Genomic DNA, 21,055 nt, shown 5'->3' with positions numbered 1-21,055 from the left:
ACGCGAGGCACCGGCAGCCCTGACGACGACCCCCCGACGTCAGGGCTGCCGGTTCTTCTCCGCCTGGGCCGGCGGCTGCGCGAGTGATCAGGACCTGTACGGGTTGTACGCGGGGTAGGGCGTGGGCTGAGGGGCGTATCCGTGCCCGTGTCCGTGCCCGGACTGGTGACCGTGGGCGGGTGCCTGGGCGTGCGCGGGGCCGTGGCCGTACGCCCCGGGGACCGGCCAGGGCGGGGCCGTCACCCGGACCGGCGGGGCCGTGAGCCGGGCCGCGTGGTCCAGGGCGGGGCGGGCGGCCTCCCGGCGGTGCCACAGTTCCGCGAGCAGCTCCAGCTCCCGTACGGCGAAGTCGGCCCCGGCCCGGCCGCGGCGGGCCCGGTGCCGCAGGAACGCGAGCGACGTCGCGTACGCCTCGTACCGCGCCACCTCCCGGGCCGCCGCCTTCCCGGCGTGCCGGCGGGCGTACTGGCGGGCGATCCGGCGCGCCCGCATCGAGCCCAGCGCGTACGGCTCGGCCGGGGCCAGCCAGCCGGCCACCGCGTAGGCGGGCAGTTCCGTCCGCACGGTCCGCAGCTCCCGCTGCCGTGTCCAGATCACCAGCCACGTCAGCAGCCCGAAGATCGGCACCATGAACGCCGCGTACACGGCGAAGAACCCGTACTCGCCGAACGCCGACGAGCCGTTCCACATCGCGTGCATGCCCATCGCCAGCAGCAGTCCGGCGACCGGGAAGGCCACGCGGCGGACGTGCTGGCGGTCCGCCGAGAGCGCGGCGACGCCGAAGCCGATGCCGGTCAGGACGGTGAACAGCGGGTGCGCGAACGGCGACATGATGATGCGGACGAAGAAGGTCGCCGCCGTGACCGAGGCGATGCCGGTGTCGCCGGTGAGCTGGTCGGTGCCGAAGGCGGTGCCCAGGTAGAGGATGTTCTCGGTGAACGCGAAGCCGGTCGCGGTGATGCCGGCGATGACCACGCCGTCGACGATGCCGGTGAAGTCCCGGCGGCGGAAGAGGAAGACCAGCAGGACGGCCGCCGCCTTGGCCGTCTCCTCGACGACCGGCGCTATCACGGTCGCGCCGAGGGTGTCCGCGCTGGACGGGTCGGCGGTCGCCGTCGCTATCCATCGTGTGGCGAAGCTGTTGGCGACGATGGCGATCAGCGCCGCCGCGCAGGCGCCCCAGGCGAAGGAGAACACCAGGTTGCGCCAAGGGCCCGGTTCGACGCGGTCCAGCCAGCGGAACGAGGCGATGAGCAGGGGCACCGGGAGCAGCGCCAGGCCGAGCCCGACCAGGAAGCCCTCCGTGCCGGTCTCCTCGCGGACCAGGGCGAGGATGACCAGGCCGGATATCGCGAGCAGCGTGGTCGGGGCGCCGTAGCGCACCCAGGGGCGCTGCCACCAGTGGGCGTGCCGCAGCCGGTCGGCGGTGGGGGCGCCGTCGGTGGGAGCGCTGGGGTACGACGGGTGTGGGGGGCAGGTGGCCACGGCATTGACCCTAACGACGGAGGGGCGCTGTCCGCAGGCGGGAGAGGTGCCAGGGCGGTGTGGTGCGGTGCGTGCGGTCAGACGCCGGCGGGGGACTGGTCCGCGTGTGGTACGCGGCGGAAGAGGAGGTCGTTCACGACATGTCCCTTGTCCAGTCCCTGGCCCTCGAAACGGGTCAGCGGCCGGAAGTCGGGACGCGGCGCGAAACCGCCGTCCGCCTGCGTGTTCTCGAAGTCGGGGTGGGCCGTGAGCACGTCGAGCATCTGGTCGGCGTACTCCTCCCAGTCGGTCGCGCAGTGCAGGATCGCGCCCGGCGCGAGGCGGGTCGCGGCGAGGGAGAGGAACTCGGGCTGGATCAGTCTGCGCTTGTGGTGCCGCTTCTTCGGCCAGGGGTCGGGGAAGTAGACGCGCAGGCCGCCGAGGGAGTCCGGGGCCAGCATCTCGCGGAGCAGGATGATCGCGTCGCCGTTGCCCACGCGGATGTTGGACAGGCCGTTGCGGTCGGCGAGGTTCAGGAGGTTGCCCTGGCCGGGGGTGTGGACGTCGACCGCGAGGATGTTGGTGGCGGGGTCGGCGGCGGCCATCTGGGCGGTCGCCTCGCCCATGCCGAAGCCGATCTCCAGGACGACGGGGTTGTCGTTGCCGAAGAGGTCGGGCAGGTCGAGGGTCCGGCTGCCGTCGATGTCGAGGCCCCACTTGGGCCACAGGCGCTGCAGGGCGTCCGCCTGGCCGGCCGTGACGCGGCTGCGCCGCGGCTGGAAACTCCGGATCCGCCGCTCGAAATGGGACCCGGCGGGATCGGCCTTCGGCCCGTCGGGGAAGCGCGGCTCTCCCTTGGCCCGGGTGTGGTGGGTGGCGCCCGGGGTGGGGGGGAGGGGGGTTTCGGGGGCGTTCGCGGAGTCAGACACAGTGAGGTCGATTTTACGGGGTGGTGCGGGCCGTCCCGGCGGTTACTGCTGTGGCGGCCCACCCGGCCGTGCCGCTCCCAGGGCGCTCAACGCCCGGCGTGCCACCTCCCTGCCGATCGGCAGGGAGGCCGTGGCCGCGGGGGACGGGGCGTTGAGGACGTGGACCGTCCGAGGGGCCTCGCGGATCAGGAAGTCGTCGACCAGCGTGCCGTCCCGCAGGACGGCCTGCGCGCGCACGCCCGCAGCCGCCGGCACCAGGTCGTCCTCGGACACCCCCGGCAGCAGGCGGCGTACGGCCTCGGTGAAGGCGCTCTTGGACAGGGACCGGCGCAGCTCCCCCGCCCCGTACCGCCAGTGCCGCCGCGCGATCCGCCAGGAGCCCGGCCAGGCCAGGGTCGAGGCCAGCTCGCCCGGACGGACCGTGGCCCGGCCGTATCCCTCGCGGGCCAGGGCCGGTACCGCGTTGGGCCCGATGTGGACCCCGCCGTCGATGCCCCGGGTGAGGTGTACCCCGAGGAAGGGGAACGCCGGATCGGGCACGGGGTAGACCAGGCCGCGCACCAGCTCCGGCCGGGCCAGCTCGTAGTACTCGCCGCGGAACGGCACGATGCGGACGTCCGGGTCGTCCCCGGTCAGCCGGGCGATCTCGTCGCAGTACAGCCCCGCGCAGTTCACCAGGACCCGCCCGCGCACGACGTCCCCCGCGGCCGTGAGCACCGCGACGCCCCGGTCGGGGCGGCGGTCGACGCGGACCGCCCGGGTGCCGTAGCGGATCTCCGCGCCGGAGCCGTGGGCCAGCTGACGCGCGACCGCGACGAAGTCGCAGACGCCCGTCGTGCCGACGTGTATGGCGGCCAGGCCGCGTACCTCCGGCTCGTACTCCGGGATCTGGGAGGCGCCCAGCTCGCGCACCGGGATGCCGTTCTCCCGGCCGCGCTGTACGAGGGCGTGCAGGCGGGGGAGCTCCGCCCGGTCGGTGGCGACGATCAGCTTTCCGGTGACCGCGTGGGGGATGCCGTACTCGGCGCAGAACTTGACCATCTCGGCGGCCCCGCGCACCGCGTAGCGCGCTTTGAGGGAGCCGGGGCGGTAGTAGATGCCGCTGTGGATCACGCCGCTGTTGCGGCCCGTCTGGTGCCGGGCCGGGCCGGGTTCCTTCTCCAGGACGGTGACACGGGTGCCCGGTGCGGCTCGTGTGATCGCGTACGCCGTCGACAGGCCGACGATCCCGCCGCCGATCACCAGCACGTCACAGTCGTATGCGAGCCCCACCGGCGCCACCTCCCACCTCGATAGTGCACTGCGCCACTGACAGTGCCTTCAAACGCGGAGAGGGCGGCACCTCGGCTAGGCGGGGGTCATCAGCAGTGGCCGGGCACGTTCGCGCAGCTCCACCACCCGCGGCTCGTCGCCGTAGGGCTCCAGGCGGTGCAGGAGGTCCTTCACGTACTCCGTCGTGCGGGCCGACGAGATGCGCCCGGCGACCTCCACCGCCCGCACGCCCTGCTCGCACGCGGCGTCGAGATTGCCCGACTCCAGTTCGGCGACGGCGGAGACGACCAGGCGCAGGCCGTGGGAGCGCACGAACTCCTCCGTCGGCTGGGACAGCGCCTGCTCCGTGAAGCGGCGGACCTGGCGGGGCGCCTTGAGGTCGCGGTAGCACTCGGCCGCGTCGGCGCAGAAGCGGTCGTAGGAGTAGAAGCCGAGCCAGCTCGGGTCGTTGTCGCCGGGGCGGGCGCGCTCCAGCCAGCTCTCGGCCGCCTTCAGGGCGCCGCCGGCCGCCTGGGCGTCGCCGGCGCGTGCGTGCGCGCGGGCCTCGACGAGGCGGAAGAAGCTCATGGTGCGGGCCGTGGCGAGGCCGCGGTTGCGTTCCAGGGCGGCCTGGGCGAGGTCCACGCCCTCGTCGCCGAAGCCGCGGTAGGTGGCCTGGAGGGACATGGAGGCCAGGACGTAGCCGCCGAGCGGGACGTCGGCCGCGGCCCGGGCCAGGCGCAGGGCCTGGATGTAGTAGCGCTGGGCCGCTTCCTGCTGGCCCGTGTCGAAGGCCATCCAGCCGGCGAGGCGGGTGAGTTCGGCGGAGGCACCGAACAGGGCCCGGCCGACCTCGTCGGAGTAGGAGCCGAGCAGCAGGGGTGCCGCCTCCACCCGCAGGCACTCGGGGACCATGGACGAACGCCAGTCGCCGCCGCCGTACTTGGAGTCCCAGCGCCGGGCGTCCTCGGCGGCCTCCCGCAGCTTCTGCACATCGCTGTGGCCGACTTTGAGCGGTGCGCCGGAGCCCTCACCGGGGCCCACGTCACGCGCGACCGAACTGTCGGCCGGGGTTATCAGCCATCGTGAGGCGGGCGTTGCGTATGCGCTCACCGCGAACGATCCGGCGAGCGACTGCCAGATGCCGCCGGAGCCGGCGCGGCGCCCGGCGAGGTCGAGGCGGTACAGCTCCGTCGCGGACTTCACCGCCTGGCCGACGTCGCGCGGGAAGGCGAGGCCGACTTCGGGCGCGGGGTCGGCGTCCGCCAGGCCGATCTCGTGGAGCGGCACCGGGCGGCCGAGCTTCTGGCCGATGGCCGCGGCGATGAGGTGCGGGGCCGCACCCTGGGGCACCATGCCCTTCGACACCCAGCGGGCCACCGACGTCTTGTCATAGCGAAGTGTCAGTCCCCGCTGAGCGCCAAGGTCGTTGACGCGCCGCGCGAGGCCTGCGTTGCTGATTCCCGCGAGGGCGAGAACGGCGCCGAGTTTTTCGTTCGGCCCGCGTTGCTCCCTGGACATGCGCCACCCCTCGACACAGACGGCTGCCGCGCTGGCATAACCGTGCGGCATTCGTAAACCCAGCGTAGTTCGCCGCATCCCAAGCGTTAAGGGGCATTGTTCCGGTTGGCGGGATTGTGGTCCGTACTGAAGTGCGGGTCAGATACGGGCAGTTGCGGCGTGCTCCCGCTGTGTGGCCGTGCGCCCGCCCGTGCGCTCTTCTCCGGCCACCGCGGGAGCGGTTCCATGGTCGGTGCGTGGGTCGGCCCGCTGTACTGGATCCAGTGGGCTGGGGGACACCGCCGCCTTCATCCCCGCGGGTGGCGGAACGGTCCGGGAGGCGTGCTCCGTCTCCCGGACTGCGCGATCGGGCGACGGGGTGCCGGGCCTGTACGGAGCGTGTTCGAGGCTGTTCGCGCGTCGGCGATTTGGCCGAAAAGCGACCCTCTCGATCCCGGGGTTCCAGAGCTCCGACCACGGCAGTTGAGGGCGCGTTGGGCGTGTTTGGGGCGCGTATCGGGGGCGCATTCGCGTCGTAGTCGTAGGGGCGACATGTCGCTGGTGTGGCTTGCCTCGTGGCCGGAAGCCCGCGTAGCGATACCGCGGGCGCGCCCCCGTCCGCCCCCGCTCCGCCTCCTCTCCTCTCTCCTCCCCCGGGTTTCTCCTCCCTCTTGTTTCTCTCTCCGCTTCCCGCATCCCCGCGCTCGGCTCTCCCGCCGTGGGGTGTCAGGGCTCGACGCCTTGTGGCGTAGGGGAGTTCGGGGTGCCGCGGGCGGGCCGGGCGGCTCCGCCGGGGCGCATTCGGCGGAGCGCGAGCGGCGCGGGCACCCTCTGGAGCGCTTCCTTCATGGCAGCATGGTGAACCGGTTCGTACGGTGCACTGGTTGTCCACAGCTTGTGGAGGCGGCGATGCGGTGGTTGGTGGGATGGAGCAGCACCGCCGCGGGAGCCGTCGCTGCCGGTTCGGCGGGGGCCACCGGGCAGGACGGTGAGACGCTGCACCCCGTGGGGTCCCAACTGCTGTGGGGCGACCCCGATCCGCTGTGGGCCGTGGGCGACTGGCGACCCGACGAGGTGCGGGTCGTGAAGGCCGACGAGCGCACCCGCATCGCCGTGCTCGGGATCTGCGGCGCCACCGACGAGCAGCTGCGCGTCGCGCTGTTCGCCGCGCGCGGCGGCGCACTGCGCCATCTGACCGCCTGGCCGGGCAGCTACACCGCGATCGTGCAGGTCGGCAGGCGGATCACGGTCTGCGGCGATCTCGCGGGCGCGCGGCCGGTGTTCTACACGCCGTGGGTCGGCGGCACCGCCTACGCCACGGCCGCCCTGCCGCTGGCCGACCTCGTCGAGGCCAACCTCGACTTCGGGCATCTCGCCGCGCTGCTGGCCGCCCCCGACGTGCCCGCCGCGCTCCACGACTCGACGCCGTACGACGGCGTGAAGCGGATCCCCCCGGGACACGCGCTGATCCTGCGCGCCGGGGCGCGGGAGATCGCCGGGTACGAGCCTGTCGCCTCGCTCGCCGTCGCCGCTCCTCCGGCCGACCCCGACCGTGCCGTGGACGCCGTGCGGGACGCGCTCGTCGAGGCCGTGCGGACGCGGCTGTCCGCGCCTCGGCACGTCCCCGGGGCGGACATCGACCCCGGGCCCGTGCCGGGGATGGGCCCCGCGGAGCGGCGCGCGGCGCGCGGGATGCCGGTGCCGGGGATCGGGGCGGACCTGTCCGGCGGCCCGGCCTCGGGGACGCTGGCGCTGCTGGCCGCCGGGTTGCCCGGAATGCCGGGCACGGTGCTCGGGCACGGCACGGGCGCGGGCGAGCGGCTGCTGGCGGTCACCTTCAACGACCTGGCGGTCGGCGGCCGGGAGGCGGAGCTGGAGCGGGCCGGAGCGCTCGCGGCCAACCCGCGGCTGCACCACGTGGTCGTGACGGGCGGCGAGGAGACCCTCCCGTACGCCGACCTGGACGGTCCGCTCACCGACGAGCCCGGGGCGTGCCTGGTGACGGCGGCACGGCACCGGGCCCGGCTGGCGGCGGGCAGCGCGGATCACTTCACGGGGTACGGGGCGCGGCAGGTCCTCGACGCCCATCCCGCGCGGCTGGCCGATCTGCTGATGGACCGGCGGCGGCGTCATCTCGTGCGGCCGGTCGCGGCGCTGGCCAAGGCGGACGGCTCGGTGCTCGTCCCCGCGCGCGTGTACGCGGCGGCTCGGCGGCTGTCCCGTACGTCGTACCGCTCGGGTCTGGAATCCCTCGCCGAGCGGCTCCTCGACCACCGGCCGGACGACGGCCTGGACGCGCCCGGCGGGGCGGTGGAAGCCTCCCTCGCGGCACTGACGTGGGGCAGACCCGGGCCGGCGGCGCGCTGGCTGACCGGTGAGGCGCTCGCTGAAGTATCGGTTCGCCTTCAGGCGTCGACGCACCGGTCGGAACTGGTGGGCCCGGGACAGCGGCCGGGCGACTTCCGGGCGCGGGCGGCGCTCGCACGGCACGCGGCGGACCTGCGCGTGCTGGAACAGGCCGCGGAGATCCGCTTCCAGCGGCTGCACGCGCCGTTCCTCGACAACCAGGTGGTACGCGCGGCCCGGGCCCTGCCGGAGGCACTGCGGGTGCGGCCGGGGGCACGGGCCGCCGTGCTGCGGACCGTCCTGGAAGGGGCCGGGGTGCGGGAGTTGCCGCCCGGGTGGGGCGCGCCGACCCAGGCGACGGCGGCCGCGGCGGCGCGTACGGGGCTGCGGGTGGCGGCGGACTCGCTCGTCGCGCTGTTCGACACGCCGCTGCTGGCGGAGGCGGGCCTGGTCGAGGCGCGGGTGGTCCGCAAGGCGCTGCGCGGCGCGGCGGCGGGCGAGCCGCTGCCCCTGGACGGACTCGCGGACCTGGTCTCCCTGGAACTGTGGCTGCGCCGCCTGCTGGCCCGCCGCGGCACGTGCTGGACGGGGACACCGGCCCGTCAGCGAGCGGTACCGGCGGGCATCGCGCCCCAGCGCGGGGCGCTGGGCGCGGGGGCGGCCGGGGGGCGGCGCGGGTAGCGGGGCCGGTCTTCGGCGGTGGAGGCGTGGTCTTCCGGGTGCCGCCGGGCCGCTGCCGCGACGAGGCCCCTGCTTGTCGTCCGGGGCGTTTGGCGCGGAGTCGGTTCAGGGCATTGCCCGGGGCCGCCCACCCTCTCCGACCGTGAGACGACGCTTCGGCACGTGCCGCCGGGTCACCCCCGCGGTGAAGCCCTGGCCGTCGACCGGCCGGGGTGCCCGGCCCAGAGCCCCGTACGAAGCTGGCCCGGAGCCCCGGACGGAGCCCCGTACGGAGCCGGCACGCGGTCCGGCACGAAGCTGGCCCAGAGCCTCGTACGAAGCTGGTCCGGAGCCCGGCATAGAGACGGCACGGAGCCGGCAGGGAGACGGCACGGAGCCGGCACGGAAAGTCCGCCCCGGAAAACCCCCCGGGCCGCACACCCGCCCCGGTGACAATGATCCCGTGCGGTACAGAATCCTGGGCGTCACCACGGCGGAGGGCGAGGACGGCGGAGCCGTGCCCCTCGGCGGTCGCCGCCTGCGCGCCCTGCTCACCGCCCTGGCCCTCCGGCCCGCCCGCGTCGTCCCGCCCGCGGCCCTGATCGACGAGGTCTGGGCCGACGCCCCGCCCCAGGACGCCCCCGCCGCCCTCCAGGCCCTGGTCGGCCGGCTCCGCAGGGCGCTCGGCAAGGACGCCGTGACCTTCGAGCCGGGCGGCTACCGGCTCGCGGCCGGCCGCGACGACATCGACCTGTTCGTCTTCGAACGGCTCCTGCGCCACGGCACGGACGCCCTCGCGGCGGACGACCCCGCCCGCGCCGAACGCCACCTCGACGACGCCCTCGCCCTCTGGCGCGGCCCCGCCCTGGCCGATCTGCCCGACCGCTCGGCCGCCACCCGCCCCGAGGCGGCACGCCTGGAGGCGACCCGGGCCAGAGCGGAGGCCCGCCTGCGACTCTGCCGCGCCCGGGACCTCGTACCGGAGCTGCGCGAGCTCACCGCCGCGCACCCCTACGACGAGCCCCTGCACGCCCTGCTCATCCGCGCCCTGCGCGACGCCGGCCGCGAGGCGGACGCCCTCGCCGCCTACGAGACCGCGCGGCACGCCCTCGCCGAGGGCCTCGGCACCGATCCGGGACCCCTGTTGCGCGACCTGCACGCCGAGTTGCTCGCCGGGGCCGCGCGGGAGGAGGTGCCGCCCCGGCCGGTGTCCGGGCCCTCCGGGAACCTCCGGCCCCGGCTGACGTCCTTCGTGGGCCGGGAACCCGAGATCGACGCCCTCCGCGCGGAGGTGCGCCGCGCCCGGCTCGTCACCCTCACCGGACCGGGCGGCTCGGGCAAGACCCGTCTCGCCGAGGAGGCCGCCGCCGGGTTCCCCCAGGCATGGCTGGTGGAACTCGCCCCGCTCGACCGGCCCGAGGCGGTGCCGGGTGCCGTGGTCAGCGCGCTCGGGCTGCGCGAGACCCTGCTGATGGCCGGCGAGCTGGCCGCCCTGCAGGACGACCCCGTCGCCCTGCTCGTGGAGTACTGCGCCCCACGCGGCCTCCTGCTGATCCTCGACAACTGCGAGCACGTCGTCGGCGCCGCCGCCCGCCTGGCCGAGACGCTGCTGACCCGCTGCCCGGACCTGACCATCCTCGCCACCAGCCGTGAACCCCTCGGCGTGCCGGGCGAGGTCGTGCGCCCGGTCGAGCCCCTGCGACCGGACCACGCCCGCCGGCTGTTCGCGGAGCGCGCCGCCGCCGTACGGCCCGACGCGCGGGACGTGCTGCGCGACGAGCGGGCCGTGGCGGAGATCTGCCGGCGGCTGGACGGGCTGCCGCTCGCCATCGAGCTGGCGGCCGCCCGGCTCCGGCTGCTCACGCCGCGCCAGATCGCCGACCGCCTCGACGACCGCTTCCGCCTCCTCACCTCCGGCAGCCGTACGGCCCTGCCCCGCCAGCAGACGCTGCGCGCCGTCGTCGACTGGTCCTGGGACCTGCTCGACGAGGCGGAGCGCGCGGTGCTGTGCGAGGTGTCCGTCTTCGCCGGCGGCTGGGACCTGGCGGCGGCGGAGGCGGTGTGCACCGGGCCCGCCGCCGGCCTGCTCGGGGCGCTCGTCGACAAGTCCCTCGTCGTGGCCGCCCCGGCGCAGGACGGCGACGCCTCCGCCATGCGCTACCGGATGCTGGAGACCATCCACGAGTACGCCGTCGAGCGCGCGGCCGAGGCCCCGCACCTGCGGGCCACGGCCGAGCTGCGGCACCGCGCGTGGGCGCGCGCCCTCGTCGAGCGGGCCGAGCCGCTGCTGCGCTCCCCGGCGCAACTGCCGTGGATCGCCCGCCTGGAGACCGAACTGGACAACATCCGCGCGGCCCTCGACCGGGCCCTGGCGGCCGGGGACGAGGAGGAGGCGGCCACGCTCGCCCTCGCCATGGGCTGGTTCTGGTGGCTGCGCAACTACCGCCAGGAGGGCCTGGAGTGGCTCGGGCGCGTCCTGCGGCTCGGCGTGGCCCTCGACACCGGGACCGGCCGGGCGACGGGCGGCGGGCAACCGGAGCCGCCCGACCCCGTGGACCACTTCCTGGCCGCGCCGGACGGGGAGGCGGGGCATCCGCTGCACGCCCTGCGGATGGACCTGCGCATGCTGCACCTGTTCCTCCTCACCGAGTCCGCGCCCATGGACGTGTTCGTGGCGGAGCGGCGCCCTTACGTGGAGCGGGTGTGGGCCCACTTCGCCGGCGGCGGACCGCGGGCGGCCCGGCTCCCGGGGCTGGTCTGCCCGATCATCTCCGCCTACGTGGACGTCGGGCGCGACGCCCGGTCCGTCATGGACTCCGCCGTCGCCGACTGCCGTGCGCACGGCGGCGACTGGGAGCTCGCCGTCGCCCTGATGTTCCGTACGCACATGGTCGTCGACGCGCCCGGCGACCTGGCGGGTGTCGACGACGACCTCGCGGAGCTGCGCGTCCTCAGCCGCCGCACCGGTGACCGCTGGCTGCGCGCCCAGGTGTGCAGCGCGGCCGGCGAGGCGGCCATGGCCCGCGGCCGTTTCGATCAGGCGCAGGGCGAGTACGAGGAGGCCCTGCGGCTGGCCTACGAGGTGGGGGCCTTCACGGAGGCGCCGTTCCTGAAGGCCCGGCTCGCCGAGATCGCCTACCGCGCGGGGGACCGCCCGGCCGCGGTGAAGGCGCTGGACGAGGCGAGCGCCGCCGCCGAACGGCACGGGGTGGCCGACTCCAAGGCGTTCGTGCGGCTGCTGGGCGCCCAGATGGAGTCCGAGGAGGGGCACACCGCGAGGGCCCGCGCCCTGTGCGAGGAGGCGCGGCAGGAGACCCGGCGGGGGACACCGCCGCCGCAGTTCATGGTGATGCTGCACCTGGTCGACGCCATGATCACGGCGAGCGAGTCCGGTCCGGGACCGGCCCTGGCCACCCTGGAGCGGGCGCTGCGCGAAGCCGTGGACAAGGGGTGTTCCGACGCCGTCCGGGCCTCGGTGGTGGACGGCGCGGCGGCCCTGCTGGCCGATCTCGGCGACCTGCCGCGCGCGGTCCGGCTGCTCGGCACCGGCGACCGCTGGCGGTCCGGCCGCCCGCGCCCCGTGCCGGAGCGCGCCCACGCGGAACGGACGGAGGCCGCCGCCCGCGCCGTGCTGGGCGCCGGCCGGTGCGCGTCGGAGCGGGCCTCGGGCGCGGCCCTCACCGCGGAGGACGCCTTGCGTGAACTGGCCGAGGCGCACCGCGCGTACGCCGTCAGCGGCAGGTGAACCTCGACTCCGCCCAGTCCGCCAGGGTCAGGTCGTCCAGGGCCCGGCGCGGCTCCACGACCAGCCGGACGGTGCTGCGCCCGGTGAGGTCCACGTGGACGGGGACGGCCGGGTCACCACCCTCGACCAGCCCGGACCGCCAGAGCCGGACGCCGTCGGCGTAGACGGAGAAGTACACCGTGCCGAGTTTCAGCGCCATGTCGTCGACGCCGACCAGAGCGTCGTACGAGGAACAGGAGCGGTTGAGGTCGATCGTGACGGAGGAACTGCCGTGCACGGTGACGCCGTGCGCGTACCGGCGGTCGCCGACCGAGAGGCCGGAGCGCTTCCAGACCCAGCTGCTGGCGGCGATCCGCATCTCGGGCGCGGTGCCGTCCCCGGTGACGTCGTAGGCCAGCTCGCTCCACTGGTAGACGGCCGGCGCGGGCGGCGGCGGAGGAGTCGGAGTGGGGGTGGGGGTGGGGGTGGGGCTGGGTGTCGGAGTCGGGGCCGGGGGTGCCGGAGGGGCCGGGCGCGGGGGCGCGGACGACGGGGTGGGCCGGGGAGCCGCCGGGGGCGCGGCCGGATCGGGGGTGGAACTCGGGGCCGGGGCGGGCGTCCCGGCGCCCACGGGGGCCAGGGCCGGTGGCCGCGGCCCGGGCGCGCGCCGCGGCGGCGCGGGCGCGGGCTCGCCGGGCCGCACCACCGACGACGGGACCGGGGACGGTGGTGCCGTCCTCGCCTCCTGCTCCGGCTTGTCGTCGCCGGCCAGGGCGAGCACCACCGCCGCCACGACCCCGACGGCCACCACACCGGCCGCGATCCCGGCCTTCACCGGCGCACCGAGCCCCTCGGAGACCGCCGCGCCGCCGCTCCCACCGGCACCCCCCGAGGCACCGCCCGCCGCCCCGGACGAGCCACCGGCCGCCGCGGCCGCTCCCGCGGCACCGGCCGCTCCCGCCCCGGCGCCCCCGGCGACCAGCCCGGCCGCCTTGGCGTACCCGGCGGCACCGAACCAGCCGATGACGGCGACCGGCACCACGGCCGGGATACCGCCCGCCACCTCCGCGATCTGGCTCGCGGCCAGCCGGCACTTCGCGCACTCCTCCAGATGCTTGCGCAGACCCCGCTCGGCACGGGTGCGCAACCGGCCGCGGGCGTATGTGCCGAGCTGGTCGGCCCAGCGCGCGCACTCCTCGTCGTCGGTCAGCGTGGCACTGACGTGGGCCTGGAGGTAGGCCTGCTTGAGGCCCTCGCGGGCGCGGCTGGCCAGCACGCGCGTGCCGTTGGCGTCCAGCCCGAAGAGGGTGGCGACCTCGCTGGGCGACTCGTCCTCGACCTCGGTGTGCCAGAGCACGGCCTGCCAGCGCTCGGGCAGCGACCGGAAGGCCCGCATGGCCATGGACTGCTCGGCCTCGTGCATCGCCCGTACGTCGGCGCCCAGTTCGAGCGTGTCGTCGTCGGACGCGTCCCGGCCGCGCGCCGACTGGGCGGCGAACACGGCGAAGTCGTCGACGAGTTGCTCGCGCCGCGCCGACCGCGTCCAGGAGGCGGCGACGCGCCGCACGGAGGTGAGCAGGTAGGCGCGGACCGCGTGGGTGGGGCCCGAGCCGCCGCGGACCGCCTGGAGCATGCGGGCGAAGACCTCGGCGGTCAGGTCGTCGGCGGTGTGGGCGTCCCGGCAGCAGGTACGGGCGTACCGGCGCACGGCCTGCGCGTGGCGCCGGTACAGCTCCTCGTAGGCGGTGTCGTCGCCCGCGCGCATCCGGTCGATGAGGTCGGCGTCGGACGGCGGCAGTGCGCGGGGCGGCGGCAGGACGCCGTCCTCCCGCCGGTCGCGCTGTGCGGGCACCGACTCGTCGACGCCACGCCCACCGGCAGGAACGCCCTCGCGCCCAGCGGCAGAACGGCTTCCCCGGTCGCCGGCGGGATCGCTTCCGCGCCCAGCGGCAGAATCGCTTCCGCGCTCGCCGGCAGGATCGCTTCCCCGGCCGCCGGAAGGATCGCCTCCGCGACCATCGGCAGGGACACTTCCGCCCTCACCGGCAGGATCACCTCCGCCCTCACCGGCAGGAACGCTTCCGTGCCCACCCGCAGAAACGCTTCCGCGCCCGCCCTGGCTCGGCACCTGCGGTGGGACCGGGCCACCGGCCCGGGCGTGCCCGCCGCCCGCGCCGCCGCTCGACTCGTCCCGCCCGTCAACGCTCATCGCGGAAAGCCCCCGCCAGCCGCCCTACCCGTCCAGACCACCGGGTCAGCGTGCCACAGCGGATCACGGCGGGAACTTCGAACGTCGGACCGTCACTCATCCGTGGGGATTCACCGCACGCCAGTACTGTCCACGTGCCGTACGGGGAAGGCTCCCTCTTCGCTTCCGGGCGCTTTCACCGCCCGGACCCCGGAAGCCCGGTCCGGGCCGCCCCCGCCCGGCACCGCCGCTCACGCCGGACGCGACCGCAGGCCCTCCAGGAGGATGTCCAGCAGCCGGGCCGACGCCGCCGCCTGCTGAGCCGCGTCCGGCAGCGAGGGCGCGGCCGTCGCGATCACCAGCAGGACGTCCGACACCGACACGTCCGCCCGCAGCTCACCCGCCGCCCGGGCCCGGTCCACGAGCTGCCCGACGACCTCCAGCAGTGCCGAGGCCCCGGCGTCGTCCTGCGGCGAAGCGACGGAGGCGACCGTCACGGGCTCCTCCGGCACCAGCCGCAGCTCCGCTCCGCCCGGCTGGGTCCGCTGCTGCGGCACCCGCGCACCGCCGGCCCGGTCCTCGCCGGCCGAGACGCGCAGCACCTGCGGCGGCAGCAGCCGCCCGGCGCCGGACGCCACCGACGTGCGCAGGAAGCGGGACAGCGCCGACCACGGCTCGTCCTCCTGCCCGAGCGCCGCACGCGCCTGGTCGGTCAGCCGGGACGTCTCCTCCTCGGCTATCCGCCGCACCAGGACGTCCTTGCTCGGGAACCGCCGGTACACCGTGCCCACACCGACCCGCGCGCGCCGTGCCACGTCCTCCATCGGCGCGCCGTACCCCAGCTCGCCGAAGACCTCCCGCGCCGCACGCAGCACGTGCTCCAGATTGCGCTGCGCGTCCACGCGCAGCGGCGTGGTCCGCGCCGCGTCCGGACGCCCGTCGCCCGCCGCGCTCATCGTCGCGCCACCCGCGGCAAGGGCGGACGCGGACGACCAATGAGAATCCTGAACATGCATCTGCATTCCCCCGGTAATGACGTCTCCCCCCGGAGACTCTCCCCGCCATTCGATGCCGGGACGGGGGAACAGGCCCGGTCCCGCGGCCCGCCCGTCGCGGACCCGGTGAGCACATCCCCCTGCACCCCGTCGACACACGAACATAGTTGAGAGGCAGTCAATTCAGAAGGGGCAGGTTCCGCACGGAGCGCCCACCGATCGGAGTACGGGCCGCATACGTCCCGAATGTTCCCCCGCGCGCCCCTCGCGCTCCCCCCGCTGACCTGCGCTAACGCACCACAGCCCGCTAATCCGGCCAACTGTGCGCCCGCGCCCGCTCCGGTCACACAATTCGCCGGGGCTGTGGACAAACGCAAGCGCCGGGTGCGTCATGGGATGGTGAAGGAACGTGCGCGCATTCTCGTTGTCGGTGGCGGCTACGTCGGGATGTACACGGCCCTGCGTCTGCAGCGCAGACTGAAACGGGAACTGGACCGGGACGAGGCCGAGATCACGGTCGTCACGCCCGACCCGTACATGACCTACCAGCCGTTCCTCCCCGAGGCCGCCGCGGGCGCCATCTCACCGCGCCATGTCGTCGTACCGCTGCGCCGGGTCCTCGGCCGGTGCCGGATCGTCATCGGCGAGGTCACCGCCGTCGACCACGCGAAGCGCACCGCCACCGTCACCACCCTCGCCACCGAGGAGGAGGGCACGGGCGGGCGGCAGCTGCCCTACGACCACCTCGTCCTCGCCCCGGGATCCGTCTCGCGCACCCTGCCGGTCCCCGGCCTCGCCGATCACGGCATCGGCTTCAAGACCGTCGAGGAGGCCATCGGCCTGCGCAACCACGTCATCGAGCAGATGGACATCGCCTCCTCCACCCGCGACCCGGCGATCCGCGACGCCGCCCTCACCTTCGTCTTCGTCGGCGGCGGCTACGCCGGTGTGGAGGCCCTCGGCGAACTGGAGGACATGGCCCGCTACGCCGCGCGCTACTACCACAACGTCCGGCCCGAGGACATGAAGTGGATCCTCGTCGAGGCCTCCGACCGCATCCTGCCCGAGGTCGGCGAGGAGATGGGCCGCTACACCGTCACCGAACTGCGCCGCCGCAACATCGACGTCCGTCTGCGGACCCGCCTGGAGTCCTGCGCCGACCGGGTCGCCGTCCTCAGCGACGGTGCCCGCTTCCCCACCCGTACGGTCGTCTGGACGGCCGGCGTCAAACCCCACCCGGTGCTGGCCGCCACCGACCTGCCGCGCACCGACCGCGGACGCCTCAGGTGCACGCCACACCTGTCGGTCGAGGGCACCACGCGCGCGTGGGCGGCCGGGGACGCCGCCGCCGTCCCCGACGTCACCGCCGCCGAACCGGGCCGCACCTGCGCCCCGAACGCCCAGCACGCCCTGCGCCAGTCCAGGGTCCTGGCCGACAACATCGTCCACACCCTGCGCGGCGAGCCCCTGGAGACGTACGAACACGCCTACGCCGGTTCCGTCGCCTCCCTCGGCCTGCACAAGGGCGTCGCCCACGTCTACGGGCGCAAGATCAAGGGCTACCCCGCGTGGTTCATGCACCGCGCCTACCACCTCAGCCGCGTGCCCACCTTCAACCGCAAGGCGCGCGTGCTGGCCGAATGGACCCTGGCCGGTCTGTTCAAACGGGAGATCGTCTCCCTGGGTTCACTCGAACACCCCCGGGCTGAGTTCGAACTCGCGGCCGGTGGAAAGCCTTCCCAAGACCCCCCGGGCAACCCGAAGGGGTCGTCCTGACCGGACCCAGGAACTCCACCGGCCGGCCCGGCGTCTGACGGATGTCGGTCCGGTCCGCGCACTGCCAGACTGGTCCACCACCACGGGTGTGCCACGGCTCGCCCCGGTGCGGGCCCCCGCGGCCCCGGCCGGTTCCGGTGCCGGCCGCCGACGACTACGCGAGGCAAGGATTCGTGAACTTCACGCGCTGGAGCGCCCGGCTCCCCGGAACGCAGCGCCGCGCCGCAGCGCGGACCGAGCAGACAGCCTCCCCGGACCGGCGGGGGGAAGGTTCCGTACCCGCCGCCCGCGCCGAACAACTGACGGGTGAGACGCCGTCCGTGCCCGCCGTCGACGAGCTGCGGGTGCGCGAGGTCCTCGACCGCGTCCCCTCCCTCGTCGCCCTGGTGCACGGCCCCGACCACCGCATCGCCTACGTCAACGACGCCTACACCGCCGCCTTCGGCGTACGCCCCCTCGGCGAACGCGCCCGCGAGGCCCTGCCCGAACTGGACGGGCTCGGCCTGTTCCCCCTGCTCGACCAGGTCCTGCGCAGCGGAAAGCCGCGCACGGTGAAGTCCCGCAAGGCCCCCGACGGCCGCTGCTACACCTTCACCTGCACGCCGGTCGCCCAGGGCGACGGCAAGGGCGGCACGGACGGCCGCGGCGTCCTTCTCTTCGCCACCGACGTCACCGACCACGCCGAGGCCGCCGAGCGCCTGCGCGCCAGCGAACGCCGCCAGCGCGAGACGGCGGTGACCCTCCAGCGGTCGCTGCTCCCGCAGGAGCTCGAGGAGCCCGACGACCTGCGCGTCGCCGCGACCTACCACCCCGGCGGCACGGAAGCAGCGGTCGGCGGCGACTGGTACGACGTGATCACCCTGGGCGGCGGCCGCACGGCCCTGGTCATCGGCGACGTCATGGGCCGCGGGGTCCGCGCGGCCGCGGTCATGGGTCAGCTCCGCACGGCGGTCCGCGCCTACGCCCGGCTCGACCTGCCCCCGCACGAGGTCCTCCAGCTGCTCGACGGACTGGCGGCCGAGATCGACGCCAACCAGATCGCCACGTGCGCGTACGCCGTCCACGACCCGAACGAGGGCAAGCTGGTCTACGCCTCGGCCGGCCACCTCCCCATCCTCGTCCGCGACGAGAACGGCACGGTCCTGCGTGCCGACGAGCCCACCGGACCCCCGCTCGGCACCGGCGGCTGGATGCACGCCTCCGGCTCGATCCCTCTGAGCCCGGGCTCCACGGCCGTCCTCTACACGGACGGTCTGGTCGAGCGCCGCGACGCCGACCTCGACGAGGGCATCGCCGCCCTGGAGCGCGCCCTGGCCGGGGCCACCGGCACGCCCCAGGTCGTCTGCGACCGCCTGGTCCGCTCGGCCGGCGTCACCCCGGACCACGACGACGACGTGGCGGTGCTGGTCCTGCAGCACCCCGCCCGCACGGGCCCGGACAGCGAGCTCTTCCGCAACGCCGCGCTGGAACTCCTCGGCGGCATCGAAGCGGCCCCCCGCGCGCGTGCCTTCGCCTCCGGCGTCCTGACCAGCTGGCGCTTCCCCGCCGAACTGCACGACCTGGGGGTCCTGGCCACCAGCGAGCTCGTCGCCAACTCCCTCCAGCACGGCACCCCGCCGATGCGGCTGCGCCTGCGCCGCACGGACCGCCGGCTGATCATCGAGGTCACCGACGGCGACGACCACCTCCCCAGACGCCGCCGCGCGGAACCGGGCGACGAGTCGGGCCGCGGCATCGCCATCGTCGCCACGATCGCGTCCAACTGGGGCTGCCGCCGCACCCCCGGCGGCGGCAAGGCGGTCTGGTGCGAGTTCGCCCTGCCGCGCGCCCGGGCGACGTAGCCGCAGAAGAGCCGCGGGATCAGACGTCGGCCGACACGGGAGCCCCGCCCCGCGCCACGACCCGGCTCTTCGCGAGCCACGGCTGATCCTGGGCTTCGCTCAGCTGCCGCCCCAACCGCACGGCAAGCACCGTGATCCCCAGGGAGAACACCAGGAAGGCCACGATGTACGGGGCGTGCAACGAGGCCCCCAGCGGCCCGCCCACCGCCGGCCCGACGGCCAGCGCCAGCTGCTTCACCAGGGCGAACGCCGAGTTGTACTGCCCGGCCATCCCCTCCGGCGCCAGATCCGCGACCAGCGGCGCCACGGTCGGCGACAGCATCGCCTCACCCAGCCCGAACAAGGCGTACGTCGAGACGAACGCGGCCGTCGCCATCTCCTGGCTGCCGTTGCCCAGCCCGGCGTACCCGGCGACGGCCCACGCCACGGCCCAGATCAGCCCCACGGCCGCGATCACCCGCGACCGCCGGCGCCGCTCCACGAACCGCAGCACGGCGAACTGCGCCACGACGATCACCAGCGTGTTCGCCGCGAGGGCCGTCCCCAGCGCGGACGTCGATATCCCGGCGGCCTCCACCCCGTACGCGCTCAGCCCCGACTCGAACTGCCCGTAGCAGGCGAAGAACAGCACGAAGCCCAGCACGCACAGCTGCACCATGGCCCGGTTGCCCAGCAGCTGCTTCCAGCTGCCCCGCCCCGACGCCGGGGCGCCCTCGATGCGCGGCGCGTGCGGCATCCGCACGGTCGCCATCACCACGACCAGCAGCAGGAACATCACCGCCTCGATCGCGAACAGCAGCGTGAAGGAGGCAGCGCTCGTGATGTCGACCAGGTGGCCTCCGATGAGGCCGCCGACGCCGAGCCCGAGGTTCTGCAGGAAGAACTGCATGGCGAACGCGCGCGACCGCGTCTCCGCCGACGAACAGTCCACGATCATCGTCGCCAGCGCGGGCTGCATCACGGCCTGCCCGGCCCCCAGCAGGGAAGCGGACACCAGTACGGCCGCCGCGCTGCCCGAGACACCCAGGGCCAGCGCGCCCACGGCGGCGGTGAGCAGGGCGAGGAGCAGTACGGGCAGCGGACCACGCCGGACGATGGCCCGCCCGGCGAACGGCAGCACCACCAGCGCGGCCACCGCGAAGACGGCGAGCACCAGGCCCGCCGTCATGGCCCCCAGTCCCCTTACCTGCGCCACGTAGACGTACAGATACGGGACCGTGAAGCCGAGCCCGAAAGCGCTGAGTGCGTTGCCCACGTGGATCCGGCGCATCGCAGCGCCCATCGCCCTGGTCACGTTCACCTCTCTCACTAGTTAGGTGTGAAGACTTCGATACTAAACTTCGAAGCTAAAGAGTACATTCCCAAGGACTTCAAGGCAAAGAAGAGGCATGCCATACTGCGCCCCATGGGCGACACCCCCGGCTCCGACGAGCCGACCCTCGAAGAGCAGATCGCCGCGTACCAGCGCGAGTTCCAGGACCTCGATCCCCAGGTCGAGCAGATCGTCTCGGCCCTGTCGCGCCTGAACCGCCGCATGAACGTCGCCTACGGCCGCCAGACCTCGGCCCTCGGCATCAGCAACGCCGAGTGGGAGGTCCTCAAGGCCCTCGTTCTCTCCGGCGCCCCCTACCGGCTCGGCCCCAGCGAACTCGCCAAGCGACTCGGCCTGACCCCCGCCGCGATGACCCACCGGATCGACCGCATGGTCGGCGAAGGACTGGTGACTCGTGAACGGGACGAGACGAACCGCGTCCGCGTCATCGTGGAGCTGACATCCGAGGGGCGAGAGAAGTGGCTGGAGGCGATGCGCCTGGCGTCGGTCTTCGAGGAGGACCTGCTCCAGGACCTGACCCCCGTGGAACGCACGGCGCTCGGCGAGGTGCTCACGCGTCTGCTGCGCCGCGTGGAGGACGCCCAGCCGGACGCCGGCGGGCGCCTGTCCGACCTGGACTGACGCCGCTCCCGCCTCCGCATAAAAGATCTTGACAGCGGGTGCTTGACAGCCCCCTGCCGGATCCGTAGAGTTCTTCGGGTTGCCGCGGAGCCGTAACGGTTCTTCGACAGCACTTCCGCCGCACCAGCGGCACCAACCATCAGCAAGATCGCTCCCAGCGGGGTTGTATTCGGCGTGCCCGAATTCAATTCGAATTGGGACTCGACGTCTTGATCGGCTCCGAACCGGGACCGATTTTGGAATCGCCGAGAGAACGCGCTAAGGTTGGACACGTCGGAACGGCCCAACGGCCGGGAAGACAAACCCCGCTGACTGGGGGTCAGGTCGAGAAAAAGATCTGATAGAGTCGGAAACGCAAGACCGAAGGGAAGCGCCCGGAGGAAAGCCCGAGAGGGTGAGTACAAAGGAAGCGACCGTTCCTTGAGAA

12 protein-coding genes are annotated in these 21,055 nt (G+C 74.4%); 5 read left to right on the top strand and 7 right to left on the bottom strand.

Going from position 1 to position 21,055, the window contains the following annotated elements; all coding sequences use genetic code 11:
• Positions 1 to 87 precede the first annotated feature (87 nt).
• The 4 genes from ACF07N_RS14675 to ACF07N_RS14660 form a co-directional block, all read right to left on the bottom strand.
• Positions 88 to 1,485: a PrsW family intramembrane metalloprotease gene (locus ACF07N_RS14675; protein ID WP_392112454.1), complete on the bottom strand. Its 1,398-nt coding sequence runs from the start codon at positions 1,483 to 1,485 to the stop codon at positions 88 to 90.
• A 77-nt stretch (positions 1,486 to 1,562) separates the two neighbouring features.
• Positions 1,563 to 2,393, bottom strand: a complete 831-nt coding sequence (gene trmB, locus ACF07N_RS14670) for a tRNA (guanosine(46)-N7)-methyltransferase TrmB (RefSeq protein ID WP_392112451.1) — start codon at positions 2,391 to 2,393, stop codon at positions 1,563 to 1,565.
• Between the two features lie 42 nt (positions 2,394 to 2,435).
• Positions 2,436 to 3,665 carry an L-2-hydroxyglutarate oxidase gene (lhgO, locus tag ACF07N_RS14665; RefSeq protein ID WP_392112448.1) on the bottom strand — a complete coding sequence of 410 codons (1,230 nt, stop codon included), beginning with the start codon at positions 3,663 to 3,665 and terminating at the stop codon, positions 2,436 to 2,438.
• Positions 3,666 to 3,740: 75 nt separating this feature from the next.
• Positions 3,741 to 5,165 (bottom strand): MFS transporter, encoded by a 1,425-nt coding sequence (locus tag ACF07N_RS14660; protein ID WP_383336412.1) that lies wholly within the window; start codon positions 5,163 to 5,165, stop codon positions 3,741 to 3,743.
• Positions 5,166 to 6,053: 888 nt separating this feature from the next.
• On the opposite strand from ACF07N_RS14660, the gene ACF07N_RS14655 reads away from it, so the two are divergent.
• Both ACF07N_RS14655 and ACF07N_RS14650 read left to right on the top strand, forming a co-directional pair.
• The gene (locus ACF07N_RS14655; RefSeq protein ID WP_392112445.1) at positions 6,054 to 8,171 is read left to right on the top strand and encodes an asparagine synthase-related protein; all 2,118 of its coding nucleotides are present in this window, start codon (positions 6,054 to 6,056) and stop codon (positions 8,169 to 8,171) included.
• 442 nt (positions 8,172 to 8,613) lie between these two features.
• Positions 8,614 to 11,895, top strand: coding sequence for a BTAD domain-containing putative transcriptional regulator (locus ACF07N_RS14650; protein ID WP_392112442.1), 3,282 nt, complete (start codon positions 8,614 to 8,616; stop codon positions 11,893 to 11,895).
• Here the strand turns inward: ACF07N_RS14650 and ACF07N_RS14645 are convergent.
• Both ACF07N_RS14645 and ACF07N_RS14640 read right to left on the bottom strand, forming a co-directional pair.
• Positions 11,882 to 14,083: a sigma-70 family RNA polymerase sigma factor gene (locus ACF07N_RS14645; RefSeq protein ID WP_392112440.1), complete on the bottom strand. Its 2,202-nt coding sequence runs from the start codon at positions 14,081 to 14,083 to the stop codon at positions 11,882 to 11,884. The genes ACF07N_RS14650 and ACF07N_RS14645 overlap by 14 nt on opposite strands.
• Positions 14,084 to 14,313: 230 nt before the next feature.
• Positions 14,314 to 15,078 (bottom strand): TetR/AcrR family transcriptional regulator, encoded by a 765-nt coding sequence (locus ACF07N_RS14640; protein WP_392113610.1) that lies wholly within the window; start codon positions 15,076 to 15,078, stop codon positions 14,314 to 14,316.
• A 375-nt stretch (positions 15,079 to 15,453) separates the two neighbouring features.
• Between ACF07N_RS14640 and ACF07N_RS14635 the strand changes: the two genes are divergently transcribed.
• On the top strand, positions 15,454 to 16,833 hold the full coding sequence (locus ACF07N_RS14635; protein ID WP_392112438.1) for an NAD(P)/FAD-dependent oxidoreductase: 1,380 nt from the start codon (positions 15,454 to 15,456) through the stop codon (positions 16,831 to 16,833).
• Between the two features lie 173 nt (positions 16,834 to 17,006).
• Positions 17,007 to 18,674 carry a SpoIIE family protein phosphatase gene (locus ACF07N_RS14630; RefSeq protein WP_392112436.1) on the top strand — a complete coding sequence of 556 codons (1,668 nt, stop codon included), beginning with the start codon at positions 17,007 to 17,009 and terminating at the stop codon, positions 18,672 to 18,674.
• A 19-nt stretch (positions 18,675 to 18,693) separates the two neighbouring features.
• On the opposite strand, the gene ACF07N_RS14625 is transcribed toward ACF07N_RS14630, so the two are convergent.
• On the bottom strand, positions 18,694 to 19,956 hold the full coding sequence (locus ACF07N_RS14625; RefSeq protein WP_392113607.1) for an MFS transporter: 1,263 nt from the start codon (positions 19,954 to 19,956) through the stop codon (positions 18,694 to 18,696).
• Between the two features lie 123 nt (positions 19,957 to 20,079).
• Here ACF07N_RS14625 and ACF07N_RS14620 point away from each other — a divergent pair, with 123 nt between their 5' ends.
• The gene (locus ACF07N_RS14620; protein WP_383336405.1) at positions 20,080 to 20,628 is read left to right on the top strand and encodes a MarR family winged helix-turn-helix transcriptional regulator; all 549 of its coding nucleotides are present in this window, start codon (positions 20,080 to 20,082) and stop codon (positions 20,626 to 20,628) included.
• The last annotated feature ends 427 nt before the right edge of the window (positions 20,629 to 21,055 follow it).

Origin of the sequence: Streptomyces sp. NPDC015242 (assembly GCF_043079125.1) — a bacterium.
In the GTDB taxonomy this organism is placed as follows: Bacteria; Actinomycetota; Actinomycetes; order Streptomycetales; family Streptomycetaceae; genus Streptomyces.
This window is presented reverse-complemented; position numbering and strand designations above follow the sequence as displayed.

Bases quoted from the DNA above. Each gene is read 5' to 3' on its own strand.
- ACF07N_RS14660 (WP_383336412.1), bottom strand. From the start codon at position 5,165: ATGTCCAGGGAGCAACGCGGGCCGAACGAAAAACTCGGCGCCGTTCTC.
- ACF07N_RS14625 (WP_392113607.1), bottom strand. From the start codon at position 19,956: ATGGGCGCTGCGATGCGCCGGATCCACGTGGGCAACGCACTCAGCGCT.
- ACF07N_RS14655 (WP_392112445.1), top strand. From the start codon at position 6,054: ATGCGGTGGTTGGTGGGATGGAGCAGCACCGCCGCGGGAGCCGTCGCT.
- ACF07N_RS14635 (WP_392112438.1), top strand. From the start codon at position 15,454: ATGGTGAAGGAACGTGCGCGCATTCTCGTTGTCGGTGGCGGCTACGTC.
- ACF07N_RS14640 (WP_392113610.1), bottom strand. From the start codon at position 15,078: ATGCATGTTCAGGATTCTCATTGGTCGTCCGCGTCCGCCCTTGCCGCG.
- ACF07N_RS14620 (WP_383336405.1), top strand. From the start codon at position 20,080: ATGGGCGACACCCCCGGCTCCGACGAGCCGACCCTCGAAGAGCAGATC.
- ACF07N_RS14645 (WP_392112440.1), bottom strand. From the start codon at position 14,083: ATGAGCGTTGACGGGCGGGACGAGTCGAGCGGCGGCGCGGGCGGCGGG.